General features: G+C 62.5%; 21 protein-coding genes. 15 read left to right on the top strand and 6 right to left on the bottom strand.

The genetic code is table 11. The features are described from left to right. Positions 1 to 69: 69 nt before the first annotated feature. Positions 70 to 2325 (bottom strand): outer membrane protein assembly factor BamA, encoded by a 2256-nt coding sequence (gene bamA, locus PQQ96_RS36550; protein ID WP_408301512.1) that lies wholly within the window; start codon positions 2323 to 2325, stop codon positions 70 to 72. Positions 2326 to 2716: 391 nt separating this feature from the next. Here bamA and PQQ96_RS36545 point away from each other — a divergent pair, with 391 nt between their 5' ends. The 3 genes from PQQ96_RS36545 (at position 2717) to PQQ96_RS36535 (ending at position 5731) form a co-directional block, all read left to right on the top strand. Beyond that, on the top strand, positions 2717 to 2908 hold the full coding sequence (locus PQQ96_RS36545; RefSeq protein WP_408301508.1) for a hypothetical protein: 192 nt from the start codon (positions 2717 to 2719) through the stop codon (positions 2906 to 2908). Beyond that, positions 2901 to 3302: a hypothetical protein gene (locus PQQ96_RS36540; protein ID WP_408301506.1), complete on the top strand. Its 402-nt coding sequence runs from the start codon at positions 2901 to 2903 to the stop codon at positions 3300 to 3302. Before PQQ96_RS36545 ends, PQQ96_RS36540 begins: the two co-directional genes overlap by 8 nt. 146 nt (positions 3303 to 3448) lie before the next feature. Then, positions 3449 to 5731 (top strand): LPS-assembly protein LptD, encoded by a 2283-nt coding sequence (locus PQQ96_RS36535; protein ID WP_408301504.1) that lies wholly within the window; start codon positions 3449 to 3451, stop codon positions 5729 to 5731. A 36-nt stretch (positions 5732 to 5767) separates the two neighbouring features. Here PQQ96_RS36535 and PQQ96_RS36530 read toward each other — a convergent pair whose 3' ends face one another. From PQQ96_RS36530 to PQQ96_RS36515, 4 genes are all read right to left on the bottom strand, one after another. Continuing rightward, the gene (locus tag PQQ96_RS36530) at positions 5768 to 6265 is read right to left on the bottom strand and encodes an Lrp/AsnC family transcriptional regulator (protein ID WP_064265480.1); all 498 of its coding nucleotides are present in this window, start codon (positions 6263 to 6265) and stop codon (positions 5768 to 5770) included. Between the two features lie 53 nt (positions 6266 to 6318). After that, on the bottom strand, positions 6319 to 7716 hold the full coding sequence (locus PQQ96_RS36525) for an aspartate aminotransferase family protein (RefSeq protein ID WP_408301502.1): 1398 nt from the start codon (positions 7714 to 7716) through the stop codon (positions 6319 to 6321). A gap of 187 nt (positions 7717 to 7903) precedes the next feature. Further along, on the bottom strand, positions 7904 to 8830 hold the full coding sequence (locus tag PQQ96_RS36520; RefSeq protein WP_408301500.1) for a 2-hydroxyacid dehydrogenase: 927 nt from the start codon (positions 8828 to 8830) through the stop codon (positions 7904 to 7906). Between the two features lie 6 nt (positions 8831 to 8836). Further along, positions 8837 to 9721, bottom strand: a complete 885-nt coding sequence (locus PQQ96_RS36515) for a GNAT family N-acetyltransferase (RefSeq protein ID WP_408301498.1) — start codon at positions 9719 to 9721, stop codon at positions 8837 to 8839. Positions 9722 to 10000: 279 nt separating this feature from the next. Between PQQ96_RS36515 and PQQ96_RS36510 the strand changes: the two genes are divergently transcribed. The 11 genes from PQQ96_RS36510 to PQQ96_RS36460 all read left to right on the top strand — a co-directional run bounded on the left by PQQ96_RS36510 (position 10001) and on the right by PQQ96_RS36460 (position 22614). Beyond that, positions 10001 to 11506 carry an aldehyde dehydrogenase family protein gene (locus PQQ96_RS36510; protein ID WP_408301496.1) on the top strand — a complete coding sequence of 502 codons (1506 nt, stop codon included), beginning with the start codon at positions 10001 to 10003 and terminating at the stop codon, positions 11504 to 11506. 261 nt (positions 11507 to 11767) lie between these two features. Continuing rightward, a complete protein-coding gene (locus PQQ96_RS36505) occupies positions 11768 to 12436 on the top strand; it encodes a haloacid dehalogenase type II (RefSeq protein ID WP_408301495.1) in 669 nt (222 codons plus the stop codon). Positions 12437 to 12475: 39 nt separating this feature from the next. Further along, positions 12476 to 13750: an NAD(P)/FAD-dependent oxidoreductase gene (locus tag PQQ96_RS36500; protein ID WP_408301493.1), complete on the top strand. Its 1275-nt coding sequence runs from the start codon at positions 12476 to 12478 to the stop codon at positions 13748 to 13750. 67 nt (positions 13751 to 13817) lie between these two features. Further along, a complete protein-coding gene (locus PQQ96_RS36495; RefSeq protein WP_408301491.1) occupies positions 13818 to 15434 on the top strand; it encodes an ABC transporter substrate-binding protein in 1617 nt (538 codons plus the stop codon). Positions 15435 to 15603: 169 nt separating this feature from the next. Then, positions 15604 to 16557 carry an ABC transporter permease gene (locus PQQ96_RS36490; RefSeq protein WP_093641177.1) on the top strand — a complete coding sequence of 318 codons (954 nt, stop codon included), beginning with the start codon at positions 15604 to 15606 and terminating at the stop codon, positions 16555 to 16557. Continuing rightward, complete coding sequence (locus PQQ96_RS36485; protein ID WP_408301489.1) at positions 16554 to 17510, top strand: ABC transporter permease; 957 nt, start codon at positions 16554 to 16556, stop codon at positions 17508 to 17510. Before PQQ96_RS36490 ends, PQQ96_RS36485 begins: the two co-directional genes overlap by 4 nt. Beyond that, a complete protein-coding gene (locus PQQ96_RS36480; protein WP_408301510.1) occupies positions 17510 to 19351 on the top strand; it encodes an ABC transporter ATP-binding protein in 1842 nt (613 codons plus the stop codon). Before PQQ96_RS36485 ends, PQQ96_RS36480 begins: the two co-directional genes overlap by 1 nt. After that, a complete protein-coding gene (locus PQQ96_RS36475) occupies positions 19348 to 19662 on the top strand; it encodes a (2Fe-2S)-binding protein (protein ID WP_408301487.1) in 315 nt (104 codons plus the stop codon). Before PQQ96_RS36480 ends, PQQ96_RS36475 begins: the two co-directional genes overlap by 4 nt. Then, positions 19647 to 21017 (top strand): FAD/NAD(P)-dependent oxidoreductase, encoded by a 1371-nt coding sequence (locus PQQ96_RS36470; protein ID WP_408301486.1) that lies wholly within the window; start codon positions 19647 to 19649, stop codon positions 21015 to 21017. The genes PQQ96_RS36475 and PQQ96_RS36470 overlap by 16 nt, the downstream gene beginning before the upstream one ends. Then, positions 21014 to 22183: an NAD(P)/FAD-dependent oxidoreductase gene (locus PQQ96_RS36465; RefSeq protein WP_408301484.1), complete on the top strand. Its 1170-nt coding sequence runs from the start codon at positions 21014 to 21016 to the stop codon at positions 22181 to 22183. The genes PQQ96_RS36470 and PQQ96_RS36465 overlap by 4 nt, the downstream gene beginning before the upstream one ends. After that, positions 22180 to 22614, top strand: a complete 435-nt coding sequence (locus PQQ96_RS36460) for a helix-turn-helix domain-containing protein (protein WP_408301482.1) — start codon at positions 22180 to 22182, stop codon at positions 22612 to 22614. Before PQQ96_RS36465 ends, PQQ96_RS36460 begins: the two co-directional genes overlap by 4 nt. Here the strand turns inward: PQQ96_RS36460 and prpR are convergent. Next, a complete protein-coding gene (gene prpR / locus PQQ96_RS36455; protein WP_408301480.1) occupies positions 22571 to 24541 on the bottom strand; it encodes a propionate catabolism operon regulatory protein PrpR in 1971 nt (656 codons plus the stop codon). The genes PQQ96_RS36460 and prpR overlap by 44 nt on opposite strands. 290 nt (positions 24542 to 24831) lie before the next feature. On the opposite strand from prpR, the gene PQQ96_RS36450 reads away from it, so the two are divergent. Continuing rightward, a partial coding sequence (locus PQQ96_RS36450) for a citrate/2-methylcitrate synthase (RefSeq protein WP_408301478.1) occupies positions 24832 to 25230 on the top strand: 399 nt, incomplete at its 3' end.

Raw genomic sequence — 25230 nt, 5'->3', positions numbered from 1 at the left:
CTTACAAGCGCTCTTTCTGGAGAGTTGTGGGTAATCCTGAGATACAACGACCGCGAGCGCTGTTCCTGATCAGAACGATGTGCCGATCTGAAACTGGAATACCTGGTACTTGTCGGTGGCGTGTCTGACCACCGGGAATCCAAGCGAGAGCTTGAGTGGGCCGATCGGTGAGATCCACTCGAGACCCGCGCCGTAGCTGTAGCGCAATCCGTTGGCGCCTGTGCTGTTACCTTCGTTGCCCCAGACGTTGCCCGCATCCATGAAGGTGAAGACACGCAGCGTCCGGTCCCAGCCGGTGCCCGGCAGCGGGACCGTCATCTCGACATTGGCCACCACCATGCGCGAGCCGCCGATCGGGTCGCCGGTCGTCTGGTCCGTAGGTCCGAGCGAGCCCGCTTCGTAGCCGCGTACCGAGCCGATCCCCCCCGCGTAGTAGTTCTTGAAGATGGGATACGCTTTTCCGGCAAAGCCGTTGCCGTAGCCGCCTTGAAGATTCAGGCCGAGAATGAAGCCGCGCGCGAACGAATAGTAATACTGCGCCTGAACGTCGGCCTTGTAGTACTGGGTGCCCCCAAGCGGCGTGCCCACCTCGCCATTGCTTTGAAAGTAATAACCCCGGCTAGGCACCAAGGCGCTGTCGCGATCATCACGGGCCCAGCCCACCGTGAGTGGCACGTTGTTGACCACATGGCCGAATTCAGCCACGTAGTCCTTATAGCTTTGAGGCGTGGAAGAATCGATATCCAGCCGGTTCTGTTCAAGACCGACACCGAAGTAAACGGTGTCGGCTTCGGAGAACGGAATGCCGAATTTCAGATCGGCGCCGACCGTGATGATCCGGAAACTCGTGTCGTTAAAGTTGTAAAGCGGATACGTGGTGCGGTAGTAGACGTCGGTGATCCGCTTGATGCCGTCCACCGTAAAGTAGGGATCGGTTTGCGTGACCGTTAGCGTGCGGTAGGTCTTCGCGGTGTTCACGTTCAAGGCGAGGCTGGTGCCCGAGCCGAACACGTTGTCCTGCGACACACCTGCGGAGAGCACCACCTTATCCGTCGACGAGTAGCCCGCGCCCAGCGTAATCGCGCCGGTCGGTTTTTCGGTCACCTTGACGTCCACGTCGACCTGATCGGGCGAACCTTCTACCGGCACCGTGGTGACGTCGACATCGGTAAAGTAGCCCAGACGGTTGACCCGGTCTTTCGACAGCGCGAGGCGGTTCGAATCGAACCACGAGCTTTCAAGCTGCCGCATTTCGCGGCGCACCACTTCATCTCGCGTGCGCGTGTTGCCGACCACGTTGATGTGACGCACGTACACACGGCGGCTCGGGTCCACTTGCAGCGTCAGGTCGACCTTGTGGTGTTCCTGATCGATCTGGGGCTGTGCGTTGACAGTGGCGAACGCATAGCCATACTCGCCGAGCTTGTCGACGATGGCTTTAGTGGTGGTCTGCAGCTTTTCAGCGGAGAAACGCTCGCCCGGTTTGATTTTGATCAGCTGTGCCAGCTCAGCCTCGCGATTGAGCAGGTTGCCTGCGAGCTTGATCGACGAGATCGTGTACGGCTCGCCTTCATGCAGCGTGACCGTCAGGTACATCTCCTTCTTGTCCGGGGTAAGCGATACCTGGGTCGACTCGATGTTGAACTCCAGATAACCCCGGTTCAGGTAGTACGAACGAATGTGCTCCAGATCCCCGGTCAGCTTGTCTTTCGCGTACAGGTCGTTCTTGGTGTACCACGAGAACCAGTTCGGCGTGGACATCTCCATTTCGTCGCGTAACGTGTCCGTGCTGAATACGCTGTTGCCGATGAAGTTGATCTGGCGGATCTTCGCGCTCGGGCCTTCTGTGACCGAGAACAGCACCGCTACCCGGTTACGGTCGATTGGCGTGATCGTGGTGCTGACCTCGGCGGCGTAGTATCCACGCGTCAGGTACTGGCGCTTCAACTCCTGCTCGGCTTTGTCGACCAGCGCCTTGTCGTAGTAGCGGCCGAGCGACAGCCCGACCGAATTCAGTGCCTTGGTCAGGTTGTCCTTGTCGAACTCGTGAATGCCGGCGAAGTCGATCGTGCCCACCGCCGGACGTTCCTGAACCTGAACGATGACGACGCTGCCTTCAGTCGAGATTTTGACGTCGGTGAAGAAGCCAGTTGCGTAGAGCGCGCGAATGGCTTCCGAAGCCTTGTCGTCGTTAAACATACCGCCCTGTTTGATAGGAAGGTAGGCAAACAGGGTGCTGGGTTCAATGCGTTTGAGCCCTTCGATCCGGATGTCCTGCACGACGAACGGCTGTGCCGCGTAGGCCGACCCGGCTGTCAGCGTCATGCCGGCGAGCGAGAGCGCGCCCGCGATGCGGCTCGTTAAAGCTTGAAGATTCATCTTGGGGTTCTGTCCTGATGCAGCGCGCGAAGCGCAAACAAGAACGCTCGACAGCGAGCGATGCATTCGAAACGACGTTCCATGGCTCTGGAAAGCGCGAAGTATAGGAGCGTGCTTCCCCGCTCACCGTTACTGAAAACTTTCCGCTCATTAGGGGGGCTAACGTGCGCGACGCGCCAGTTGCTCCGTCTGGCGCGGATCACAGGTCGAGCGTCGAAATAATGCGTTACAGATCCGAAGGAAGCGTAGTGCGCGCGTAACCTGGCGCTGTGCTTGCGCTGATATCGTCAAATGGTCGATTTCCGCTACGTTCGTAGCACCATTTGGAGAACTGATCATGATCAAGTTTCTTTCACCGGCAGTTCTTTCGGCTGTCTTACGCGTTAGCTCATCGCCGATCTTCTCAATCCGTCTGGCGATGGCGTCGATGCGTACGCTGCGCGATGTGTCCGGCAACACCGTGAGCGCAACGCACAGCAGGGCGGTGGACCGCTCCGCAGGCACGCAGGAGGGGGCACGCCGTGGCTGACCCGTCACCCTTCTTGCTGAATTCGATCACCGATATGCAGTTGACGGCAGACGGTCAATATCTGCTGATACACGGCAATCAACCCACAGCGGCGCTTCACCGTTCGGTGCTCAATGACCTGCTGGTGGCGCTCCCGAATGCAATCGAGCACGCCGACCGTGTGATTCACAACAATCAGGAGATGGGCTTCGCGCTGCACTGCCAGGGCTGGGAAGTCGGCAGGCTGCACGGCATGGAAATGGTGGTGATCCGGTTCCGTTTATCCGGTAGCGCGGGGCTGTCGTTTTCTTTGCCTGCAGAGCAGATTCCGTATCTGCTGCAGGCGCTGGGTGGTGCAGCGAGTGCGGCGGCAGGCGCGGCGGATTCTCGCGCTAACGACGTCACACTCCAATAGCACCGTGTGCACTCGCCGCTGTTCATCCTGACGCCAGTCCGGGCTTCTGTTCACCTTGATGCGTCCGTCATCCTTTCCGATCCTTACCTGTTTTGATACTACGCGGTGTATTTCGACGCCTACGCTTAAGGCCTCTCGTTTCGTTCATGCTGGGTGCGGCCGGATGCGTGCCGCTTGCCGGATATGCACAGCTGGTCGGCCCATCTGCCATCCCGGAACCGCTCGACGGCGTCTGGGGCCTGCGACTCGATCCGCAACTGACGGAACATCCCTTACGGGCGGGTGAAAAACCCGTTACTTCGACCATCGCCGATTCGGTGACCGCCACGAGCGGCACGGACGTTTCGCTGAAAGGACACGCGCAATTGCGGCGTTACGCGTCAATTGTCAAAGGCGATGCGCTGCATTACGACGTCGATACCGATAGGGCCGATGCTTATGGACAGGTGCAACTGGTCAACGACGGTAATGTGTTCAATGGCCCGGACGCGCATTTTTACGTCGAAGCGAATGAAGGCACTATCAGCGTGCCCAAGTACCGGTTTCATCTTACCGGCGGGTGGGGGAGCGCTCAGCGTGCGGATCTGATCGACAACGAGCGCACGGTCGTTCATCACGGTACGTATAGCACCTGCCAATGCGAGTCGGACCCCGCCTGGTATCTGAAGGCCTCCGAGTTCGACATGGATACGGGCAACGACGAAGGGATCGCACACAACGGCGTGCTGTTTTTCCAGGGGGTGCCGCTGCTGGCGAGTCCGTGGTTATCGTTTCCGTTGTCCGGCGCGCGGCGCAGCGGCTTCCTGCCGCCGACGTTCTCGATCAGTTCGACCAACGGCGTTGACGTCGCGTTACCGTATTACTTCAACCTCGCGCCGAACTACGATCTCACCCTGACGCCTCGCATCATGTCGAAACGAGGCGAGATGTTGACGGCAGACTATCGCTACCTGCAGCCGAACGATTCCGGGTCGATCTCGGTCGCGTGGCTGCCGCACGATGAGATCACCAACACCGACCGTTACTCGATTGCGCTGAATCAGACCTGGAACCTCGGCTCGGGCTTTGGCGCCTACGTCAATTACAACCGGGTGTCGGACTCGACGGTGGTGACCGATCTTGCATCGGGTGTCGCGTTTCCAACGGGCTCCACCACGCTGTATCAGCAGGAAGCAGGTTTGACTTACTCAAACGGGCCGTGGAGTGTGCTGGCTCGCGAGCAGCGTTGGCAAGCTTTTACAAGCGACTCGACCTATAACCGCGAACCGCAGGTCAATGTTAAGTACGCACGCTATAACGTAGGGGGCTTCGACTTCGGCGCCGAAGCGGATGCGACACGCTTCACGATATCCACGGCGGATGCGACGCAAGGCAGCCGCTTCGTTTTCAACCCTTATGTCAGCTATCCGATCGAGCGACCCGGCTGGTTCATCACGCCGAAACTCGCATGGCATTTCGCCGCGTACGACCTGACGACGATCGGATCGGATGCGCCCGCCGGGCAGCCGAAGACGTTCGACGTCAACGTACCGACCTTCAGCCTCGATTCGGGCATGCGCTTCGAACGCAGCGTGCGGCTCTTCGGGCAATCGTACATTCAGACGCTTGAACCGAGGCTGTTCTATGTGTACACGCCGTACCGCAATCAGTCGTTCGCGCCGTTGTTCGACACGGCAACGGCCGATTTCGGGTTGGCGGAACTGTTCATGCCCAACAGCTTCGTCGGCAATGACCGGGTGTCCGATGCCAGCCGTCTCACGGCGGCCCTGACAACGCGCTTCATCGATCCTTCGAGCGGCGACGAACGGGCCCGTTTCGTCCTTGCGGAGCAGTACGACTTTCGCACGCCACAGGTGACCCTCAACGTCGGTGATCCCATTGGCACCGTTGCGCGCACGAGCGTGATTGGCGGGGCGTCGTACAAGCTGGGTCCGGGTTTTTCAGCGGAACAGGCCGTGGAGTACAGTCAGGCCAACCACTACCTCTCGAATGGGGAGATCGGTTTTGGCTGGTCGCCAGCCACACGGCAGGTGCTGAATGTGGCTTATCGCTACACGCGCGCCAACAGCACGCTCGACTATCAACCGGTCAACCAGTTCATCGTGTCGGAGCAATGGCCGCTCTTGCACAACGTTGTCAGTGTTGCGCGGGTTAATTACGACATGAGCACGCATCGGTTGATCGCCGGCTTGCTGGGACTTCAGTACGATACCGATTGCTGGTCGCTGGGTGTGGCGTTCGAGAAATACACCAACGCCACCTTGACCACGTCGCCCAGCACCGGCACGCGTGTGTTGATGCAACTCCAGCTCAAAGGATTCTCGCAGGTCGATAACGGCTTGCTCAATCAGTTTCGTGCGAACGTGCCGGGTTATACACCGTCAACCACGGAAAGCGAACCGATATCAAGGTTCAGCGATTATCCATAACGGGTGTTGGCCGGGCGTCCGTGCCCGGCTGTTGGTCTAGTTATGATTCTGCGAGAACAACGTTTCAAGCGGATAGTGGCTCTTCACGAACGGCGACTTGATGATCACGTAGCTGAAGTACTTCTCAATGCCGATATCGCGCTCCAGCAGGCCCTCGACGATGCTCTGATAGTGGCTCACGCTGCGCGTGACGAACTTCAGCAGATAGTCATAGCCGCCGCTCGCCAGATGGCACTCGACGATCTCGTCGACATCTTTGATCGCATTCACGAACTTGATGAAGTCTTCCCGCCGATGATCGGCGAGCGTGACTTCCGTGAAGACGATCTGCACGTCGCCGAGCTTTTCGAGCTGGATCTGCGCCCCGTAGCCGATGATGTAGCCGGCTTTCTCCAGACGCTTGACGCGGATCAGGCAAGGACTGGGCGAAAGGCCGACCGCGTCGGCAAGCTCGACGTTGGTTATGCGGCCTTTCTTCTGCAACTGTGAAAGTATGCGCAGGTCAATCCGGTCTAGCTTGCAGTCGCTGCTCATCGTAATGTTGTCGCTCCGGCGATGGCTGAAAGGGTCTTGAAGGCCCCTCTACTCTAGCACGCAGTGGCATGAATTTTGACCTTCAGCGCGGCCCGGACATCGGCTTGCGCCAGAACGTCGTCGAGGGTTTTTTCGAGGCGTTCGAACATCAGATCGAACTCCGCCTCCGTGTACGAAAGCGCGGGCGCAAAGCCGAGAATGTTATCGCCGAACGCGCGGAAAATCAGACGGTTTTCATACGCGGCCGCGGCGATCCGGTCGGACAGTTTCAGCGCGGGATCGAATCCGGCCTTACTGTCTTTGTCCGATACCAGTTCGAGCGCGCCGAGCAGGCCACGATGGCGCGAGTCGCCCACTAACGGGTGCGCGAGCAGCGCGTCGAGGCCGCGTGCGAAACGCGGGCCGCGTGCGACGCCATTCGCTAGCAGGCCGCCTTCGTGATACAGGCGCAGCACTTCGAGACCGATCGCCGCGCTGACCGGGTGCGCCGAATACGTATGGCCGTGCCCGACCACCGCTTCGGCGTCGCCATCGGCAATGCCCTGATAGATTTCGTCAGACATCAGCACGGCGCCCATCGGCGCGTAGCCGGCGGTCAAACCCTTTGCCACCGTCATCAGATCCGGTTCGACGTTTTCGCCCTGGCACGCGAACAGCGGACCCGTGCGCCCGAAACCGGTGATGACCTCATCGGCGACGAACAGAATGCCGAGCTTACGGCAACGCTCGCGCATCGCTTTCAACCAGCCGACCGGCGGCACGATGACACCGCCCGAGCCTTGAATCGGTTCGCAGAAGAAGGCCGCGACGTTGTCCGCGCCGAGTTCGGCCACTTGCTCTTCGAGCGCGGCCACCGAGGCGGCGATCAACGCGGCGTCGTCGGCGAAATCGTTGCGGTACGCATACGGCGACGGCAGATGATGCTGGTTCGGCAGCGGCAGATCGAAATTGCGGTGGAACGCGGGCAAGGCGGTAAGCCCCGCGCCCATGGTCGACGAGCCGTGGTAACCGCGTTGCAGCGCGATGATGTGTTTCTTCGACGGCCGCCCGGTTGCGTTGAAGTAGTGCGTGATGAAACGGATAGCCGAATCGACGGCATCGGAACCGCCGAGCGTGAAATACACGTGTTGCAGCGAAGCGGGCGATACCTCGATCAGTTTTTGCGCCAGTTCGATTGCCGGGGCCGAGCCGAAATGAAAATAGCCGGTGGCGTAGGGCAGTTTCTTCATTTGCTCGGTGGCGACATCGACAATGCTTTGCTGGCCGTAGCCCACATTCACGCACCAGAGGCCGGAGAAGGCGTCGAGCAGTTCATTGCCGGCCGCGTCGCGCAGAAACGCGCCGCTGGCCGACTCAAGGACGGTGACGCCACGGGCTTCGTGCGCGCGGTAATTGATGACCGGGTGAATCAGATGCTTGCGGTCGGCTTCGATGAGCGAATGGATCGTCATGATGGTTTCTCGTCGCGGAAAAGGGCTGTTGACCGCTCCATACTACTGACCAGCGACGATGACCTGCTCACCTAAACAATTGCCTGAAAAGCGCGCCCGACGCGTTTTGAGGTGTGCCCTTAGCATTTTCTGCTGCGGACACTGAAAAGCCCCGGCCGTGGGCGCTCCATTCTATTCGACGCCGCGTTCAGTATCCCTGGGTCCGGTCAACCTGACCGAGCATTGGCAGCCCTTCGCGATGGCGGCGCAGATTCTCGAGCACCACGTCGACAGCGCTTTCCGGCCGCGTCGCGCTGGCGATATGGGGCGTGATGCGCACACGTGGATGCGTCCACAACGGATGACCGGCGGGCAGCGGCTCGGGATCGGTGACGTCGAGAATAGCGTTGTGCAACTGGCCGCTGTCCAGCGCCGCCAGCAGATCACGCTGATTCAGATGCGGGCCACGCCCTGTTTGAATCAGCGACGCCCCGCGCGGCAGCCTGGCGAACAACTCGGCATTGAGCAGGCCGCGTGTGGCGGGTGTGAGTGGCAACAGGCAGATCAGAATGTCGGTGCGGGCAAGAAACTGATCCAGGGCGCGCTCGCCTGCATAGCAATCAACGCCCTCGATCTCACGCGGCGAACGGCTCCAGCCGGCGCAGGCGAAGCCGAATAGCCGCAGCTTCTCCAGCACCGCGGTACCCAGCACGCCGAGCCCCAGCACGCCAATGCGGCGAGCGCTCGCCGGCTTCAACGGCAGTTCACGCCAGACCTGCTGCTGTTGCTGAAGTCCATAGTCGAATAGATCGCGGTGGATTGTCAGCACGGCTTGGGTGACGTACTCGACCATGCCTTCAACAATGCCCGGTTCAATCATCCGCACCACCGGCACATGCGCCGGCACGCCGGACAGATCGAACTGATCGATGCCCGCACCGACGGAGAACACGACTTCGAGATTGGGGAAGGTGCGGGTGGGATCGTCAGGCGGTTGCCAGGCGGCGAGGTAGCGGATCGCGGCCGGGTCGCCGAGATCGGGCCAGATGTGGAACGGCAGGTCGGGTGCTTTCTGCGCGAAGAGTTTTGCCCATTGCGCGCCGCGCGCCGGGTCGGCTTTATAAAGAAAGGCCATGATGGATCAGCAGATTGCCTGGTTGATGATGCCGTATTGCCGATAGGGCGCATCCTTGCCCGCTGCGTTGCCCGCACCCGCAAGATCAGCCGGCGTGGCGTGCTGAACCATTTTGACGACGGTATCGACCCGCGGCAGCCCCAATTGCGTCAGCCATTCGGTCAGCCCGCTTTCACCCGGCGTGTCGATACGCACGAACACGCCTTCGTTCAGCGCCAGCCAGTGGCTGATCAACGCCTTGGCGCGGCTCGAATCCTTCGACACGGGCGCGACCACGGGGCCAATCGCGAAGCCCCGTCCGAAGCGGCGAAACAACGCGAAGCCGATCAGTTCGCCATCGCGATCGAGCGCGATGCCATCGGCAGCGCTTAATAGTGCGGGTAAGACTTCGTCGCGGTCCAGACCGCTCGCCTGTGACGCCAGTTCGACCAGCCGTGCCGTATCGCTCGACCCGAGCGGACGCAGGCGTTCCCCCGGCGGCAGGGAAACGAGGGGTGGCTGGAATGCCGCGCCCTGATGCTGGTCGAGCGTGCCGACTGCCCGAAAGCCAAGCTTTTCATACAAAGGCTGACCGGCGGTGGTGGCGTGCAGAAACGTGACCCGGCCGCCGAGCTCTTCCAGCACCAGCTCCATCAGTTTCCTGCCGATGCCGCGCCCTTGCTGCTCGGGGGACACGATCACCATCCCGAGCGAGGCCCGGTCGGCGCCGTATTTCCAGCACAAGGCCGTGCCGATCACGCCGCTCGCATCTTCCGCGACGAAACCCACGCCCAGCAGCGCCACGAATCTCCAGTCGTCCGCGCGATGCGGCCATTTGAGTTCGACCGTCAGCGCGTGCGCGGCGGCGATGTCGTCGTGGGTGAAGCGTCTGTAGGTAATCGAATCGGACACGCCGTACTCCCTGAATGGCTGAAGGCTTACGCCGTCACTGTGTCATCCGGGGCGCGGTGTGACTAGGACGATCTTTTTATCCGGGGCGTTCGAAAGGGCCGCATCGCAAATCAATGCAAAACACTCAGTTTGATCGCTCATTACAGGCGCGTTCTGCTGCGCGGGGAATTTTGTCGGCGACATATGCCACGCCCGCGGCTCTACGATTTTGTCATGGCGGCGGCATGGTTGCGACGCACCGCCCGGGACTCACAGCCAGTCACACAGGAAACTTTTCTCATGGACAGCTTCAATCCGGACGACGTTGCGGTTCGCAGCGGGCATTTCATCGGCGGCGAGTATGTGGACGCCGGCGTGCGCAGCGGCGTGCATAGCGGTGAGCGCCGCATCGAGGTGGCGCGCCCATCCGACGGCGTGATCTACGCCTCAGTGCCCCTCGCCGACGCAGAAATGGTCGACCGCGCGGTGGAAAACGCGTGGCAGGCTTTCAGAACGAGCGGCTGGGGCCGCATGGCACCGCGTGAGCGCGCGAAAATCCTGCGCCGTTTCGCCGAGCTGGTCGAAGCCGATGCGCCGTTTTTGGGCCGGCTGGAAGCGCTCGGGTCGACCCGTCCGATTGCTCAGGCAATTGGCTGGGACGTGCCGTTCACCGCCGAAGGCATCCGCTTCTATGCGGAGTTCGCGGACAAGCTCGGCGGCGACGTGGCGGCGACCGATCACGACCATCTCGGCATGACGATCGCCGAGCCGTACGGTGTGATTGGCGCCATCGCGCCATGGAATTTCCCGCTCGTGATGGCGTCGTGGAAGATCGCGCCCGCACTGGCGGCGGGCAATGCGGTGGTGCTGAAGCCGTCCGAGATGACGCCGTTCTCGGTGTTGCGGCTTGCCGAGCTGGCCGTGCAGGCGGGCGTGCCGGCCGGCATCTTCAACGTGGTCCAGGGCGACGGCCGCATCACGGGCGACGAACTGGTGCATCATCCGAAGATCAGCAAGGTCACCTTCACCGGCTCCACGCGTACCGGTGCCGCGATCATGGCGGCCTGCGCCAATAGCGGCACCAAGCCGGTCACGCTGGAACTGGGCGGCAAGAGCCCGCAAATCGTATTCGCCGACGCCCCGCGACTGGACGACGTGGCGCGCCGGATCGCCGGCGCCATCACCGGCAATGCCGGCCAGGTGTGTATCGCGGGTTCGCGGCTGCTGGTCGAGCGAAGCCTGGCGGAGCCGCTCGCCGAACGCATCGGCAAGGTCTTCGCCGAATTGAAACCCGGCGCGACATGGGCCGCCGGCACGACGTTGTCGCCGATCATCTCCGCGCCACAGGCGGCGCGTATCGAAGGGATCGTCGGGCGCACGCTGGATGCGGGTGCGACGCTGCGCTATGGCGGCGTGCGGACGGACGGAGGGGCGGCGGGCGGTGCGTTCTATAGCCCGACGCTGCTCACGGACGTCACCGCCCACTCCGAAGCCGTGCGCGAAGAAGTGTTCGGCCCCGTGCTGACGCTGCAGACCTTCGACACCGAAGAAGAAGCGCTCGCGCTTGCCCAGCATCCGGAGTATGGCCTTGCCGCCGGCGTGCACACAGGGGACCTTGGCCGCGCGCTGCGCCTGGTGCGCGGCCTCGAAGCGGGGACGGTCTGGGTCAACCGCTACGGCCGCACCTCCGACTTCATGATCCCCACAGGCGGCTACAAGCGCTCCGGCATCGGCAAGGACCTCGGCCGCCAGGCCTACGAGGCAAACCTGCGGTTCAAGAGTGTGTTGATCGACCTGCGGGCCTGATTCCCGCAATCCCAATACGGACGGGGCTTTCAGCCCGACCGCCGCAGACTGTGCTGCGCAACGGCCTCAAAACGCATGGTTTGTGTCATCAGCAGCGCCCTAATCAGGAACATCTATGTTTTTGCGCTGATTAAATCTTTAACAGGAATGAGGTTTGTCGACCGGCGTTAGTGCAAAGCACTTTCTCCGGTCCCACGCAAGATAGTTGCCGTTTTCGCCACTGAACTCAATGTGGGTTCACCACCACGATAGGACTGCACCATGATCGAATTCGAACCGAAATACATCACCTTCGACTGCTACGGCACGCTCACGAAGTTCCGTATGGCCGACATGACCCGCGAAATGTTCGGCCACCTGTTGAACGCTGAAGATATGGAAAAGCTCATCGCGTTCTACGCCGGCTATCGCCGCGACGAAGTGCTCGGCGCCTGGAAGCCGTATCGCGACGTGGTGGTCAACGCATTGCGCCGTGCCTGCAAGCGCATGAACGTCGCGTTCGATGAAAAGGAAGCCGAGAAGATCTACCTCGCCGTGCCGACCTGGGGTCCGCACCCGGACGTGCCGGAAGGCCTCTCGCGTCTGGCGAAGAAGTACAAGCTGGTGATTCTGTCGAACGCGTCGAACAACCAGATCCAGAGCAACGTCGACAAGCTCGGCGCGCCGTTCCACGCGGTCTTCACGGCCGAGCAGGCGCAGTCGTACAAGCCGCGCATGCAAGGCTTCGAATACATGTTCGACCAGTTGAACTGCAATCCGGAAGACGTGCTGCACGTATCGTCGAGCCTGCGTTACGACCTGATGACCGCACACGACCTGGGTATCAAGCACAAGGCCTTCGTCAAGCGCGGCCACGAACCGTCGACGCCGTACTACCAGTACTACGAAGTCAACGACATTCCGCATCTGGCCGCGGAACTCGGCCTGTAAGCACCGTTTGCCCCATTGCCCCTCTCAAGGACAGACCGGATGAAGCTCGATTCCTATTGGCTCGACACCGCACCGCCGCTCGTTTCGGCGTGTGAAGGTCCGGTCGAAGGCCAGACCGATGTCGTCGTGATCGGCGGCGGCTTCACCGGGCTGTCGGCGGCGCAGGCGTTGGGCAAGCGCGGCGCCGCGGTGACAGTGCTCGACGCGGGGCGCATCGGCGGCGGCGCGTCCGGGCGCAACGGCGGGCAGGTCAATACCGGTGTCGCGCAGGACTTCGTCGCGCTGGTCGCGCAACTCGGTGTGGAGCGGGCCAGTGCCTGCTACCGCGCGTTCTCGGATGCGGTCGATACGGTCGAGCGTCTGATTCGCGAGGAATACATCGACTGCAACTACAGCGCGACCGGCAAGCTGAAGCTGGCGTCGAAACCGCATCACCTGGCGCACCTGGAGAAGACCGCGGAGTTGATCCGGCGTGAAGTCGATACGGATATCGAATTAATCGGACGTGAGCAGATTCGCAGCGAAATCCAGTCGGACAGCTTTTACGGTGGCTTGCTGCAACGGCATGGCGGCCAGATGCATATGGGCAAGTTCACGGTCGGACTCGCCGATGCCGCGGTTCGTCGCGGCGCCAAGCTCTATGAAAACGCGGCAGTCACCGCGATCGCGAAGGACGGCAGTGGCTTCAAGGTCACCACCGCACGGGGTGAAGTGCGCGCGAAGCAGGTGCTGATCGCCACCGGCCCGTCGCGGCATGGTCCGTTCGGCTGGTATCGGCGGCGGCTTGCGCCGGTGGGGTCGTTCATCGTCGTGACGGAACCGCTGTCGCCGGACCTGTTGGCGCATGTGTTTCCAAACCGGCGCGCGTACACCACCACGCGGCTGATGCACAACTACTTTCGCGTGACGCCGGATTCACGGTTGCTGTTCGGTGGCCGCGCGCGCTTCACGGCGTCCGAGCGGCCGTCGGACGCGAAGAGCGGAAGGATTTTGCAAGAGGGACTTGCGGCGATGTTCCCGATGCTGGCCAACGCCCGCATCGACTATTGCTGGGGCGGCCTGGTCGACATGACCGCCGACCGTCTGCCGCATGCCGGGCAACACGATGGGATTTACTTCTCGCTGGGTTACAGCGGCCACGGCACCCAGATGTCGACGCACATGGGCCAGGTGATGGCCGACGTGATGGACGGCCACGAAGAGCGCAATCCGTGGCGTGAATCCGAGTGGCCCGCGATTCCTGGCCACACCGGCAAACCCTGGTTCCTGCCGCTGGTGGGGACGTACTACCGCATCAAAGACATCTTCTATTGATTCTTCCTTGTTGTACTTGCCATTAAAAACCACGCAGCTATCCCTGTCACCCTCGCGGAGAAGTTCGATGAATAAGGAAACCTCACAACATGACGCTCTTCAACTCGGCACCGAGTTGGAGCGATTGACGTCAAAAGGCGCTTCGCGACGCGGCGTGCTGCGCGCGATGGCGGCGGCCGGGATGATGTCGGTGACGGGTGCGGGCCTGCTGACCGCGAGCGGAGCGGCATTCGCGCAGGCGAAGCCTAAGCAGGGCGGCAAGATCCGCGTGGCAACGCAGTCCGCATCGGCCGCCGACACGCTCGACCCCGCGAAGGGCGCGCTCGGCACGGACTATGTCCGCGGCTTCATGTTCTACAACGGCCTGACCGAACTCGATTCACATCTCGGCGCGAAGATGGCGCTCGCCACCTCGCTGGATACGAAGGATGCGACCGTGTGGGTCGTCAAGTTGCGCACGGGCGTGCAGTTCCACGACGGCAAGGCATTTGCGCCTGCCGATGTCGTGTACTCGATCATGCGTCACAAGGATCCGGCGACGGCATCGAAAGCGAAGACGCTTGCCGATCAGATCAAGGAAGTGAAGGCGACCGGCCCGAACGAAGTGACGATCACGCTGGAAGGCCCGAACGCCGATCTGCCGGTGATTCTCGCCACCTCGCATTTCCTCATCATCAAGGACGGTACCAAGGACTTCAAAACAGCGGTCGGCACCGGCCCGTTCAAGGTCAAGGAATTCTCGCCGGGCGTGCGCACGGTTGGCGTGAAGAACGCGAATTACTGGAAGCCGGGTATGCCGCACCTGGACGAAGTCGAATTGATCGGCATTGGGGACGAATCGGCGCGCGTGAACGCGCTGCTCTCGGGCGACGTGCAACTGATCAATTCGGTGAGCCCGCGTTCGACCGCCCAGATCAAGAGTGCCGGTGGTTTCGCCGTGCTGGAGACGAAGACGGGCGAGTACACCGACCTGATTGTTCGCGACGAAGGCGGTATTACCGGCAACGACGATTTTCGTCGAGGCATGATGTACCTGCAGGATCGCGAGCAGATGCGCCGGGCGATCTTCCAGGGTTACGGCACGATCGGCAATGACCAGCCTATCGATCCGACCAACAAGTACTACCTGGCCGGTTTGCCGCAACGTGCCTTCGATCCGGACAAGGCGAAGTTCTATTTCCAGAAGGCCAAGGTCGGCAGCGCGCCGATCCAGATTTTCGCGTCACCGGCGGCGGAAGGGTCGGTTGAAATGGCGATGTTCCTTCAGCAGGTGGCGCCGCAAGCCGGTCTGAATCTTCAGGTGTCGCGCGTACCGGCCGACGGCTACTGGTCGAATCACTGGATGAAGCATCCGTTGGGTTTCGGCAATATCAATGCGCGTCCGAGCGCCGACGTGATCTTTACGCAGTTCTTCAAGTCGGACGCACCGTGGAATGAAGCGAACTGGAAGAGCCAGAAGTTCGACCAGATGCTGCTTCAGGCACGCGGCGAACCGGACGATGCGAAGCGCAAGAAGATTTACGGCGACATGCAGGTGCTGGTGCATGAAACCGGCGGCGTCGGCATTCCGCTGTTCCAGAGCTCGATCGATGCCCACACGGCGAAACTCCAGGGCCTGGGTTCGATTCCGCTGGCCGGCCTGATGGGCTTCATGTTCGCGGAAAACGTCTGGCTCGAAGCCTAAGCGCCTGACGAGCGGTAACGAAGGTTTTCCAGTCTGACGAACTGGAAAGCCGGGCCCGGCAACACGCACGCCGCTGTTTCGCGGCGTGCGGCTCTAACCCGGCAACTGCGTTGCATGGGACCAGAGTAAGCGCTAAAGCGCTAACTCTGGTCGACAGAGGAGACTTTCGATGAAAGCACATGCGCAACGACTCATCGCCGCGCGCCTTGGCCTCGCGCTGCTCACGCTGCTGCTGGTCTCGGCAGTCGTGTTCGCCATCACCGGGCTGCTTCCCGGCGATGCCGCCCAGCAGGCGCTCGGCCAGGCGGCAACCCCGGAAGCCGTCGCGGCATTGCGGCATCAGTTCGGCCTCGACCAGCCGGCGCTGCAACGCTACTTCGAGTGGCTCTTTCATATTGTCAGCGGCAACTTCGGCACCTCGCTGTCGAACAATCTGCCCGTCAGCGAGCTGATCGCCACGCGCCTGCCGAATTCGCTGGTGCTGGCCGGTCTGACGGCGCTGGTCTCGGTGCCCGTGGCATTGCTGATCGGTATTTCGTCGGCGATGTTCCGCGGCTCGCTGCTCGACCGCACGCTCAACGTGCTCACGCTATCGACGGTCGCCGTGCCGGAGTTTCTGATCGCCACCATCGCGGTGCTGATCTTCGCCGTCAAGCTGCGCTGGCTGCCCGCGCTGTCGTATCTCTCGGAGGTGCATTCGTTTGGCGCGCTGCTGCGCATCTACGCGATGCCGGTGATGACGCTGTGCTGTGTAATCGTCGCGCAGATGGCGCGCATGACGCGCGCCGCGGTGCTCGATCAGCTCAATTCGTCGTACGTCGAAATGGCCGTGCTCAAGGGCGCGTCGCCCGCGCGCGTGGTGTTGCGGCATGTGTTGCCCAACACCATCGGGCCGATTGCCAATGCGGTGGCGTTGAGCCTGTCGTATCTGTTCGGCGGCGTGGTGATCGTGGAGTCGATCTTCAACTATCCCGGCCTCGCGAGCCTGATGGTCGACGCCGTCACCAACCGCGACATGCCGCTCGTGCAGGGCTGCGTGATGGTGTTCTGCGCGGCCTATCTCGCGTTGGTGCTGATCGCCGACCTGTGTCAAATCGTATCCAACCCGAGGCTGCGTCGATGATGAGCCAACCTACCAATCCCCACGTTCCTCATGTGCCCCATGCCAGCACCGAGCTGTACGACCTGGGCGTCGATGAACCCGTCATCGAGACGCCAGTCGTCGAAACTGCCGCGCTGAAGCAGGGCGTGTTGAAACGGCTGGTGCACCGCTTCTCTGTGCTCGGCCTGATCGGCCTCGTGCTGGTGACGTTCTGGCTGATCGTCGCGTTCATCGGGCCGCTGGTTGCACCGTATAACGGCGGCACGCTGACATCGACGGAGATTTTCGGCAGCTATAGCACGGCGTATCCGCTCGGCACCGACTATCTCGGGCGCGATATGTTGAGCCGGATTCTCTACGGCGCGCGCTATACGGTGGGCCTCGCGCTGGCTGCTGCAGTGCTCGCCAGTTTGATCGGCACGTTCTTCGGTTTGCTCGCCGCGGTGTCCACGCGCTGGGTCGATGAAATCCTGAGCCGTCTGTTCGACGCGTTGATTTCGATTCCGAGCAAGGTGCTCGCGCTGGTTGTGATCGCCGCGTTCGGTTCGTCGATCACGATGCTGACGACCGTCGCCGCATTGGCTTATATCCCCGGTGCATTCCGCATTTCGCGCTCGCTTGCGGTGAACCTGATGGGCCTCGAATACGTGCAGGTGGCCAGAGCGCGCGGCGAAGGCATCTTTTATATCGCGCGCGTCGAAGTGCTGCCGAACATGATTCATCCGATGCTGGCCGATTTCGGTTTGCGCTTCGTGTTCATCGTGCTGCTGCTGAGTGGCCTGAGTTTCCTCGGCCTTGGCGTGCAGCCTCCGAATGCGGATTGGGGTTCGCTCGTGCGGGAGAACATCGGCGGTTTGTCGGAGGGTGCGCCTGCGGTTCTGATGCCGGCTGTCGCGATCGCAACGCTGACCATCGGCATGAATCTGCTGATCGACAACCTGCGGCGTCGTGGCCGCAGCCATGGAGGTGCATGATGGCCGATCGGGACATGATTGAAGTGAAGGGCCTGCGGGTGGTCGCGGGTGCGGCGCCGGGGCCGGTGACCGAGATCGTCAAGGGTGTCAATTTTTCGGTGAAGAAGGGCGAGGTGCTGGCGCTGATCGGCGAGTCCGGTTCGGGCAAGACGACCATCGCGCTGTCGTTACTCGGCTATGCGCGGGCGGGATGCTCGATCAGCAGCGGCTCGGTGCGTGTCGGCGACGTGGACGTGCTGTCGCTCGATGCCAAAGGTCGTCGCGCATTACGGTCGCGGACTGTGGCTTATGTCGCGCAGAGTGCGGCGGCGGGTTTCAATCCGGCGCGCACGATCATGGATCAGGTCACCGAACCGGCCTTGCTGCATCACTTGATGACGAAAGACGCGGCGCGCACGAAAGCGATCAGCCTGTTCCGCGCGCTTGCGCTGCCCGCGCCGGAGACGATTGGCGACCGGTATCCGCATCAGGTGTCCGGCGGTCAGTTGCAGCGCCTGATGGCCGCGATGGCGTTGATCACCGATCCCGCTGTCGTCGTGTTCGACGAACCCACCACCGCGCTCGATGTCACCACCCAGATCGAAGTGCTCGCGGCCTTCAAGAAAGTGATTCGCGAACTCGGCACGACCGCCGTGTATGTGTCGCACGACCTGGCTGTGGTCGCGCAAATGGCGGACCGCATTGTCGTGCTGAACGGCGGCGCGGTGAAGGAGAACGGCGCGGTCGCGCAAGTGCTCGACGCGCCGGTGGATGCTTACACGCGTCAACTGCTCGCCGCTACACGCCGTCCGGAAGTGGAGCTGGAGACGCCGAAGGTCGGCAAGCACATTCTGCCGCTGCTCGAAATTCGCGGACTCTCGGCCGGTTACGGACGCATCGACCGCTTCGGCGCCCCCGCCGTGCGTGTGCTCGACGACGTTAGCCTGTCGATCCCGCGCGGCAGCACGCTCGGCGTGATCGGCGAATCCGGTTCCGGCAAGACGACGCTCGCACGCGTGGTGGCCGGTCTGGTCGACCGCGCGCGCGGCGAGGTGTTTTTCAACGGCACGTTGTTGCCCGCACAACTGTCGCGCCGCACGCCGGAGCAGTACCGGCAGATTCAGATTGTGTTTCAGAACGCCGACACCGCGCTGAATCCGAGTCATTCGATCGCCGATATCCTGGCCCGCCCGCTCGCGTTCTATCACCATCTGCGGGGTTCGGCCGCGCAGAAACGCATGCTGGAACTGCTCGATCTGGTGAAGCTGCCCGCCTCGATTGCCACGCGCACGCCTGCAGGGCTCTCCGGCGGACAGAAGCAGCGCGTGAATCTGGCGCGTGCGCTCGCCGCCGATCCCGCGTTGATCCTCTGCGACGAAGTGACCTCCGCACTGGATACGGTAGTCGGCGCTGCAATCCTCGATCTGTTAGCCGAATTGCGCCGTGAACTCGGCGTGTCGTACATGTTCATCAGCCACGACATTTCGACTGTGCGCGCGATCTGCGACGAAGTGATCGTGTTGTACGCAGGGCATCGCGTGGAAGCCGGGCAACGCGACGTGCTCGCGGCGCCGCCGTATCACCCGTACACGGAATTGCTGGTCGATTCGGTGCCCGCTTTGAAACCCGGCTGGCTCGACGCGCGTCGTGACATCGTCGCGACCGCCTTGCCGGCGATGGGCGAGAGCGCCGATATTCACGATTTGTGCTCGTTCCGCGCGCGCTGCCCGGTGCGCATTGACGGGATGTGCAATATGACGCCCCCGTCCTTGAAGAAACTGCCTTCGGGCGCGGAGATTCTTTGCCATCATCCCGCGGCGGAATTGAATCGCTTGCAGACCGAGGAGGCGACCCCGGTATGAGCGGACGATTTGTACGGCTCGCGGAAACGGGGCGCAAGACTTTTCCGATTACGGTGGACGGCGTCGTGCGTGAGGCCGCCGAGGGCGACACGTTGATGGTCGCCTTGCTGACAGGAGTGAACACGTTGCGCGATTCCGAATTCGGCGACGGCCGCCGCGCGGGTTTCTGCCTGATGGGCGCGTGCCAGGACTGCTGGGTCTGGACAGCGCAAGGCGAGCGGGTGCGGGCATGCAGTACACCTGCGGCGCCCGGCATGTCGATCGTGACGAAGCTCGCTGATGCGGGGGAGGGTGTATGGCCCCGCGTGTAGTGATCATCGGCACTGGGCCTGCGGGCGTGCGCGCTGCGCAGGCGTTGGTCGAAGCCGGGTTGCGGCCGACCGTTGTCGACGAAGGACGGCGTGACGGCGGTCAGATTTATCGGCGGCAACCGGAAGGTTTCTCTCGCAGCTATGAGACGCTGTATGGCACTGAGGCCGAGCGCGCCGCTTCACTGCATCAGAGCTTCGATGCGCTGAAGGGCAAGATCGATTATCTGCCGGAGACACTGGTCTGGAATATCTCGCCGAACACGGTGCATCTGGCGAGCGGCACGCGCTACCAGACGCTGACGTTCGATTCTCTTATTGTTTGCAGCGGCGCGACGGACCGGCTGATGCCGGTCAAGGGCTGGCACCAGGCCGGCACGTATAGCCTCGGCGGCGCGCAGGTTGCGCTGAAATCGCAGGGCTGCGCGATCGGCTCGCACATTGTGATGATGGGCAGCGGTCCGCTGCTGTATCTCGTGGCGGGGCAATACGTGAAGGCGGGCGCGCAGGTGGTCGCGGTGCTCGATACGTCGACCTTCAAGCAGCGCGTGGCTGCGCTGCCCCGTTTGCTGGCGATTCCGGCCGCGCTCAAAAAGGGCATCGCGCTGACGCGTGTGCTGGCAAAGGCGCGCGTGCCGGTTCATCGCGGCGTGCAGCCGTTGGAAATCAAAGGCTCGCCGCAAGACGGCGTAAGCGGCGTTGTGGTTGCATTGCCTGACGGCAAGCGCGTGGAACTGGCATGCGATGCCGTCGCGCTCGGTTATCACCTGCGTCCGGAGACGCAGCTCGCGGACCTCGCGGGGTGCCGTTTTCTGTTCGACGACAACGCGCAGCAGTGGCTTCCGCAAATCGACGACGACGGCCGTAGCAACGTCAAGGGCGTCTATCTGGCGGGCGATGGCGCAAGGGTGCGCGGCGCGGACGCAGCCGAACGTTCGGGCCGCCTCGCGGCAATGGCTGCGTTGCGCGATCACGGCATGCAGGTCGAAGGCATCGAGCGCTTGCGTGCCGAACTCGCGCGTTTCACGCGGTTCGCCGCGGGTCTGCGCCAAGCCTTTCCATGGCCGGCGAAATTCGCAGCATCCTTGCCGGATGAAACGATTGTCTGCCGTTGTGAAGCGATTACCGCCGGCGAGTTGCGCCGTGTCGTGCACGCGACCGGCGCACAGGAAGCCAATCGCGCGAAGGCTTTCTCACGCGTCGGCATGGGCCGCTGCCAGGGGCGCTACTGCGGCCACGCGGGCGCTGAAATCATCGCGGCGGCGGCCTCGGTGCCCTTGTCCTCGGTGGGACGGCTGCGCGGCCAGGCACCGGTCAAACCGCTACCCGTGGCGCTTGCCGAGGAGGTGGGCGAATGAGCACCACACGCACTAACGAAGCCGACGTCATCGTGATCGGCGGCGGCATCATGGGGACGACGACGGCCTTCTTCCTGCGTCAACGCAAGCGTTCGGTTATCCTGCTCGAACGTGGACTCACGGGGCAGCAGGCGAGCGGCGTGAACTTCGGCGGCATCCGCCGGCAGGGCCGTGCGCTGCCGCAACTGGCGATGGCGAACCGTGCGCTGCGCACGTGGCAACGCTCCGCGGAAATGCTCGGCGAGGACATCGAGTTTCTGGCCTCGGGTCACACGCGCGTGTGCCACCACCAGAAGGACGTGGAGAATTTCGATCAGTATGCGATCGATGCCCGTGCCTACGGTCTCGACCTCAACGTGCTGCACGGCGATGCCGTGTTCCAACGCTTTCCGTTTCTCGGACGCGAAGTGCTGGCGGCATCCATTTCGCCACTCGATGGCCACGCCAATCCGCGTCTCGCCGCGCCCGCGTTTGGCCGTGCCGCTGCGCGGCTCGGCGCTCAGGTGATCGAGAATACGGAGATCGTGCGCGTCGAAAAAGACGGTGAGCGGTTTCGCGTGGAGAGTGCACGCGGCGAGGTCTATTGGGCTGCGCAACTCGTGATCTGCGCGGGGGCCTGGGCGAGCCGTCTCTCCGAACAGTTCGGCGAACCCGTTCCGTTGGTCGCCAGCGGACCACAGATGGCCGTGACCGAACCGGTGCCGTATGTGTTCAAGTCGTCGATGGGTGTGTTCACCTCGATCAAGGAAGAGAGCATCTACTTCCGCCAGATTCCGCGCGGCAATATCATTGTCGGCGGCGGTCCGGGTGGACCGGCGGATGCCGTGACCTGTCGCGCATCGGTCCTGCCTCACAACACCGTGCGCCAGCTCGCGCAGTTGCGGCGACTCGTGCCCGCGATGGCGCCGCTGCACGTGATTCGCGTGTGGAGTGGTGTGGAAAGTTATCTGCCCGACAGCGAACCGGTAATCGGTCCGAGCAGCAAAGCCGACGGTCTTTACTACGCGTTCGGTTTCTGCGGCTCGGGGTTCCAGATCGGTCCGGGCGTTGGCGAAACACTGGCCGAACTCGTCGACACGGGAAGTTCAGCCATTCCCCTCGACGTGTTTTCCGTCACCCGGTTCGCGAAGCAAGCCGCGCCCCGCCCGACTATTGCGACGCCATGAAACAGTCCCTCAGCCTCAACGCCGCCCGGGCGTTTATCGAAGCCCATTTCGACGAGCCGGTGACGCTCGCACAACTCGCCGCGCTGTCCGCGCTTAGCGTGTCGCGCTTCGCGACGGTGTTTCGTCAGCAGTACGGTTCATCGCCCTATCGTTATCTGTGCGGGCTTCGGATTCAACGGGCGCAGACCTTGTTGCTCGAAGGCGTGCCGGGATCGGTCGTCGCGACCGAGGTCGGCTTCTTCGATCAGAGCCATTTCGGACGGCATTTCAAACGATGCTGCGGGATGACGCCCAGCATGTTCATCGAACGCGCCGGAGCGAATGCGGCGAAGCATGCTGTGCAGAGTGCGGTGAAGAGTGCTGTGACCCAGGGTGGCGTGGTTCAGGCTACTGCGCCGCGTTCAGCTTCCGCCATAAGGTCGTCTTGCTGATGCCGAGCGCCTGGCAAACCGCATCGCGATCGCCGTCGCATGCGGCGAGGGCGGCGCGGATCTCGTCGGCTTCCACGTGACGACTGCGTTCGCGTAGCGTGAGCGCTGCGTTCTTCGTGCGCGCTTGAGGCTGCTCGAAGATTTCGGGGGCGACGGTGCGCAGCACGTCGCGCGTAAAGACGGTTTCTCCTGCGCCGTTTAAGTCCGTGTCCGCGTCTACGTCTGCCAGCTCAACCGCAATCCGCTCGATCACATTCTGTAGTTCACGCACGTTGCCTGGCCACGTGTAACGCTCCAATGGTTCGCTGAGATTGGCGAGGATGCGCTTCGCCGCATTCGCATCGGGCAGACGAGTCGCCAGTCTCGGCTCGCGCGACGCCGCCTGCAATAGCAGTTCGACTGCGAGCGGCAGCAGATCGGTGGGCCGCTCGCGTAGCGGCGGCAGCGCGATGCTCAGAATGTTGAGCCGGTAGTACAGGTCAGCGCGGAAGCTGCCCGCCTCGATGCCCTCGGTCAACGCACGATGCGTTGCCGCCACGACCCGGATGTCCACGCGTGTCGGTTCCGTCGAGCCCAGCCGCACGACTTCGCGCTCCTGCAGCACGCGCAATAGCCGGCTCTGCAACGACAACGGCATTTCGGCGATTTCATCGAGAAACAGCGTACCGCGGTGTGCCACTTCGATCAGCCCCGCTTTGCCGCCTTTGCGTGCGCCGGTGAACGCGCCTTCCTCATAACCGAACAACTCGCTTTCGAGCAACGCCTCAGGAAACGCGCCGCAATTGATGGCGACGAAGGCGAAGTCGCGCCGTGCGCTCAACTGATGCATGCTCTGCGCGACCATCTCCTTGCCGGTGCCGCTTTCGCCGAGAATCAGCACGGTGGCGTCCGATTTGGCGTAGCGCTGCACGAGCGTGCGGACCCGCTCGATGGAATCGGCTGCGCCGACGATATCGTCGAGCCGGTAACGCGCGCTGAACTGCTGCACGCGCTGCCGGGAGCGCAACGTGCGGTCGAGCCGTTCGACCGCGCGCGATTCCTGAAACGTCAGCACGGTGCCGGGTGCGGAATTGCTGCTCGCCAGCGGCCCGCGATGCACGACATAGCTTGCGCCCCGCACCGTGCAGAAGGCGTCGCCGTCCGAGTCCGGCAGGCTGCCTGCGAGATCGGGCGCGAGGTCGAGCAATGCGCGGCCCACGGCCTGCGCCGCGTCGATGCCGAGCACGTCGGCAAGGCGCTGATTCATCGCTTCGACGCGCCCTTGTGCGTCGAGCGCCACCACGCCGTCGCGCAGATGCTGCAGCAGATTGTCGAGCCGCTGACGGCGAACGGTTTCGCGGCGCGTGGCCTGCGCGACTTCCAGTGCGGTGTCGAACGCGGCGCGTACCGATGCGCGTGAGTACAGAAACACCGCGCCCATGCCGGCGTTCGCCGCGAGATCGGCGATGAGCCCCGGGCCGACCACGGCGCCGATGCCGCGATCGCGCAGATCGAGCACGACGCTTTCCGCATCCTGCGCCGATTGATACGACGCAAAGGTCACATCGATGTCGTACGCGGCGATGAAGCGCCGCACTTCGTCTGGCGTGTCGCCGTGCGTGACGAGGGCGACCTTCGCGCCGTCGCGCCGCGCTCGCGCAAGCGCGTGCATGACGTCAAAACCGGTCGGGCCAATCAGCACGACCGGTACGCTGACGCGCGTTTTCAGATACGCACCGTTGGAGCCGCCGGCAATCACGACATCCGGACGCCCGGCGCCGACCGCGTCGATTTCATGCACGGCGTCTTCGAAGCCATGCGAGACGATGCGCAGATCGGCGCGTTCGACGTACTCGCCGGCAATGTCGAAGAACAGATCGCGCAGGCGGCTGATGCTGACGGCCCAGATGCGGGGGCGCTGCGCGGGGTCGAAGGGGGGCGTGCTCACGGCGGGCGGCTCGGTGTTGGTGGAGTGGGGCGGGAACGATGAGAAGCCCGCCTATTATGCGCCCGTAGTTTTCGGATTTGAAACTCGTAATTTCACTTATGAAATCGTCCGGCGATGCGGCCCCAAGCTGATTTCTTGTTAAATCAGTCACTTAGCGGATCACGCTCTGCATGGCACACTCTTTGCGCTATTAGTCTCCGTTTTCACCGGTCACCGCATCGAAACCCTGAAAGACAAGCTCTGCGCGCTGATTGCCGCACGAACGCAACCCTGTAGTTGGAGACGAAATTATGAGTGAAGCCGATAACAGCACGCCGAACGCAGGCGCCTTCAAACCGAAGAAATCCGTCGCCCTGTCCGGCGTGACGGCTGGCAACACTGCGCTGTGCACAGTCGGCAAGACCGGCAACGATCTGCACTACCGCGGCTACGACATTCTCGATATCGCCGGTGCGTGCGAATTCGAAGAGATCGCTTATCTGCTGGTGCATGAAAAGCTGCCGACGCAGGCTGAACTGACCGCCTACAAGACCAAGCTCAAGGCGCTGCGCGGCCTGCCCGCGAACGTGAAAGCCGCGCTGGAATACATCCCGGCCGCGGCGCACCCGATGGATGTGATGCGTACCGGCGTGTCGGTGCTCGGCACCGTGTTGCCGGAAAAGGACGATCACAACGTGCCGGGCGCACGC

Source organism: Paraburkholderia sediminicola (assembly GCF_046027825.1).
In the GTDB taxonomy this organism is placed as follows: Bacteria; Pseudomonadota; Gammaproteobacteria; order Burkholderiales; family Burkholderiaceae; genus Paraburkholderia; species Paraburkholderia sediminicola_D.
The sequence above is the reverse complement of the archived record's forward strand: the minus strand, read 5'-3'. Positions and strand labels throughout refer to the sequence as shown.

Excerpts from the sequence above, each read along its gene's own strand:
- bamA (WP_408301512.1), bottom strand. The coding sequence starts at position 2,325 with ATGACGCTGACAGCCGGGTCGGCCTACGCGGCACAGCCGTTCGTCGTG.
- PQQ96_RS36545 (WP_408301508.1), top strand. The coding sequence starts at position 2,717 with ATGATCAAGTTTCTTTCACCGGCAGTTCTTTCGGCTGTCTTACGCGTT.
- PQQ96_RS36535 (WP_408301504.1), top strand. The coding sequence starts at position 3,449 with ATGCTGGGTGCGGCCGGATGCGTGCCGCTTGCCGGATATGCACAGCTG.
- PQQ96_RS36530 (WP_064265480.1), bottom strand. The coding sequence starts at position 6,265 with ATGAGCAGCGACTGCAAGCTAGACCGGATTGACCTGCGCATACTTTCA.
- PQQ96_RS36525 (WP_408301502.1), bottom strand. The coding sequence starts at position 7,716 with ATGACGATCCATTCGCTCATCGAAGCCGACCGCAAGCATCTGATTCAC.
- PQQ96_RS36520 (WP_408301500.1), bottom strand. The coding sequence starts at position 8,830 with ATGGCCTTTCTTTATAAAGCCGACCCGGCGCGCGGCGCGCAATGGGCA.
- PQQ96_RS36510 (WP_408301496.1), top strand. The coding sequence starts at position 10,001 with ATGGACAGCTTCAATCCGGACGACGTTGCGGTTCGCAGCGGGCATTTC.
- PQQ96_RS36505 (WP_408301495.1), top strand. The coding sequence starts at position 11,768 with ATGATCGAATTCGAACCGAAATACATCACCTTCGACTGCTACGGCACG.
- PQQ96_RS36500 (WP_408301493.1), top strand. The coding sequence starts at position 12,476 with ATGAAGCTCGATTCCTATTGGCTCGACACCGCACCGCCGCTCGTTTCG.
- PQQ96_RS36495 (WP_408301491.1), top strand. The coding sequence starts at position 13,818 with ATGAATAAGGAAACCTCACAACATGACGCTCTTCAACTCGGCACCGAG.
- PQQ96_RS36490 (WP_093641177.1), top strand. The coding sequence starts at position 15,604 with ATGAAAGCACATGCGCAACGACTCATCGCCGCGCGCCTTGGCCTCGCG.
- PQQ96_RS36485 (WP_408301489.1), top strand. The coding sequence starts at position 16,554 with ATGATGAGCCAACCTACCAATCCCCACGTTCCTCATGTGCCCCATGCC.
- PQQ96_RS36480 (WP_408301510.1), top strand. The coding sequence starts at position 17,510 with ATGGCCGATCGGGACATGATTGAAGTGAAGGGCCTGCGGGTGGTCGCG.
- PQQ96_RS36475 (WP_408301487.1), top strand. The coding sequence starts at position 19,348 with ATGAGCGGACGATTTGTACGGCTCGCGGAAACGGGGCGCAAGACTTTT.
- PQQ96_RS36470 (WP_408301486.1), top strand. The coding sequence starts at position 19,647 with ATGGCCCCGCGTGTAGTGATCATCGGCACTGGGCCTGCGGGCGTGCGC.
- PQQ96_RS36465 (WP_408301484.1), top strand. The coding sequence starts at position 21,014 with ATGAGCACCACACGCACTAACGAAGCCGACGTCATCGTGATCGGCGGC.
- PQQ96_RS36460 (WP_408301482.1), top strand. The coding sequence starts at position 22,180 with ATGAAACAGTCCCTCAGCCTCAACGCCGCCCGGGCGTTTATCGAAGCC.